Annotated in this window: 4 protein-coding genes; 1 reads left to right on the top strand and 3 read right to left on the bottom strand. The window is 55.8% G+C overall.

All coding sequences use genetic code 11. From position 1 onward, the window contains the following. Both CU102_RS30170 and CU102_RS28205 read right to left on the bottom strand, forming a co-directional pair. The coding region (locus tag CU102_RS30170; protein WP_210204797.1) for a hypothetical protein at window positions 1-183 on the bottom strand (183 nt) is incomplete at its 3' end. Continuing rightward, window positions 164-1,144, bottom strand: coding sequence for a L,D-transpeptidase family protein (locus tag CU102_RS28205; RefSeq protein WP_106714339.1), 981 nt, complete (start codon window positions 1,142-1,144; stop codon window positions 164-166). The genes CU102_RS30170 and CU102_RS28205, both read right to left, overlap by 20 nt. Before the next feature lie 246 nt (window positions 1,145-1,390). Between CU102_RS28205 and CU102_RS31235 the strand changes: the two genes are divergently transcribed. After that, window positions 1,391-1,771, top strand: coding sequence for a DUF982 domain-containing protein (locus CU102_RS31235; RefSeq protein WP_106714338.1), 381 nt, complete (start codon window positions 1,391-1,393; stop codon window positions 1,769-1,771). A 357-nt stretch (window positions 1,772-2,128) separates the two neighbouring features. On the opposite strand, the gene CU102_RS30165 is transcribed toward CU102_RS31235, so the two are convergent. Next, window positions 2,129-2,401: hypothetical protein (locus tag CU102_RS30165; RefSeq protein WP_210204796.1), on the bottom strand; the 273-nt coding region annotated here is incomplete at its 5' end.

Here is a 2,401-nt window from a genome sequence, read left to right as displayed (position 1 = left end):
AGGAGAGCAAAGGTGCCATGGCAGGAGTGCAACCGCATGGACGAACGTCTCAAATTCATTGCGCGGGTTCTGTGTGAGTTCACGGCGAAGCGCGACCTGCGATGGCGAGAAGATCGCATAATGGCTCGTGTGGAACTCGATCGGAACACGGCGGCCGATACCTTTAGTTGACGAACCGGACAACGACGCCCGGCTTCACCATTCCAGCTAGCTCCTCGGCGTCCCAGTTCGTCAGACGAACGCAGCCGTGCGACCCGACTTTGTTGATAAGCTCGGGATCAGGCGTTCCATGAATGCCGTAGGTTGGCTCGGTTAGATCGATCCAGACAGTTCCGACCGGCCCATTGGGGCCGTTGGGGATGGTGAGGACCTTGTCGTTCTTCCCTTGCTTAAAGTTGACCTTTGGATTGTACCTAAAGACGGGCAGACGCGCGACACCCTTCACCTTGTGCGTACCCCTTGGAGAAGGATTGTCCTCGCTGCCAACTGTCGCGGGATACGCCGCTAGTATGCCATCGCGATTATCGTAAGCCGTGACCTGCCCGGCCGTCTTGTCGGCTTCGATGCGGGTCACCTTTCCTTGGCGCGGCGGACCTGGCATCGCTACCTGGACTGTCTCCGCAGGGACGAAATCCGAACCTGGATTAAGCGCAGTCAGCAGGTCGATATGCATGTGGAAACGCTCTGAAAGCTTTTCGGCGACGCTGCTGTAACCCAAGCTGGGCATCTTCGCCTTTTCGCCGTAGTCTACGGGAATATGGTCCACAAGACCCTTCGCGTCGTCGGCCGTGACCGTGTAGGTGCCGATAATCGGGCCACCGGTCTCCAGCCTGCGGATTACATCGGCGTCGATTGTGCCGTCCGGGGGCATCCCCGTCATCTTTTCGAAACTGACCACCGCCTTGGTAACGTTCTTTCCATAAATGCCGTCGATCACCCCCGGCGATGTACCCGCACGGTCGAGGAGAACCTGAAGGCGGACGATCGCAGGATCGGGATCTGCTGATGGTTTTTTGGAAGCACGTTCCGCCGGGATTGTGGACAGTGATGCAGAATTGATCGCCTCGGGTTTGACCTCTGCGGCTTCAGCGACGATGACGGAAACGAGCAGAAAGAACGTGGATATGCCAACAAATGTTTTCATGTCCGCTCAAATGGAATTGCGATGAAGATGTTCCGAAAATAATTGTTCTTCTGTGGTTGCCGCCCTGATCCGTGCGATTCAACAACGAGGAGATAGGAGCCGTGACTGAGAAGAGAACAATAGCGCGCACGGGTGATCGGTCACCACTCTGTTATCTGCTTCCGCGAACGGAGACGGCACAAGGAACGTAATTGCCGAGACATGCCGGCGCATCAGGATACACAGAGCATAATCTGATGGATTTTGATGGAACGGATAGGTCCCGGCGGAAGTTTGGTAGTCATGCATGATGTGTATTTTGATGATGTTACGATAGAATCTGAGAAGATCGGCCGACTGACGACGATCAATTCCGTTGTGCAGGCAGCGGCCTATCTCTTGCAATCCTGGCCCATCGACAGTGGTAAAGAACTCTTCGCAGCAAGGCGCGCTTGTCTAGCCTGCTTGGAAGGCAAACTATCGGCCGGCGCGACAAGAGCAGCATTCATAGATGCGACACTTGAGGCGGGGATACACATCATCCCATTCGTCCGCTCGCCATCGACCGGAAAACCGCAAGCTTGGCGAAAGAGGAGGCCGAAACGGCATGCGTGGCCCATACCGGGTCAGAGTGGACATGCTAGGTGAAACGCACACTGAAGGGGTGGAACATGTGATTGCAGGTTCCGAAGTATAGAAGCCATTCTCGGGTCTGAGGCCGTACTGTCAGCACTCGGACCAACTTCCCTGCCACATCCGAAAGACCTGCCCATCACTAGGGTGTGAACTGCCTCATTGCCATTTCCACCGGCACGGCCGCCGACCCGGGCGAGGGGTTCGATTGGAAGATCCGGCTTCCGGAGCATCCCATGTCCGAACCAGACTCCTCTTCAAACTGCAACTGGCTCAAGGCAACCTCATACAATGGTTGGACGCGCCAGTTCCAGCGGCGTCCCGATGGACGGATTGGCGCTCGATCGGTGGGCAGTGGTATATGTCGGATGGTCAGGTAGATCTTTCCATGGCTTCCGAACAAGGCGTGCAGTCATGGCTGACATCCGCATACTTTTTTGCAGTTTCGGTCGTAATCCTGCGCGACCAACAGTCAGCCGGAGCTGCAGCGCAGCAAATCACACACTGATAGGAGAATGGGCACTGTAACCTTAACTTTCCCGACATCTTGATGCCTGACAATGCAGCATGACCAAGGTTTGTGACCAGCTCTATCACCGCCATCGCTTTCCAGCCGAAATCATCGCCGAAGCGGTGTGGCTTTAC

The organism is Phyllobacterium brassicacearum (assembly GCF_003010955.1).
Taxonomy (GTDB): Bacteria; Pseudomonadota; Alphaproteobacteria; order Rhizobiales; family Rhizobiaceae; genus Phyllobacterium; species Phyllobacterium brassicacearum.
Note: the sequence above shows the minus strand (reverse complement) of the source record. Positions and strands in the feature narration are given on the sequence as shown.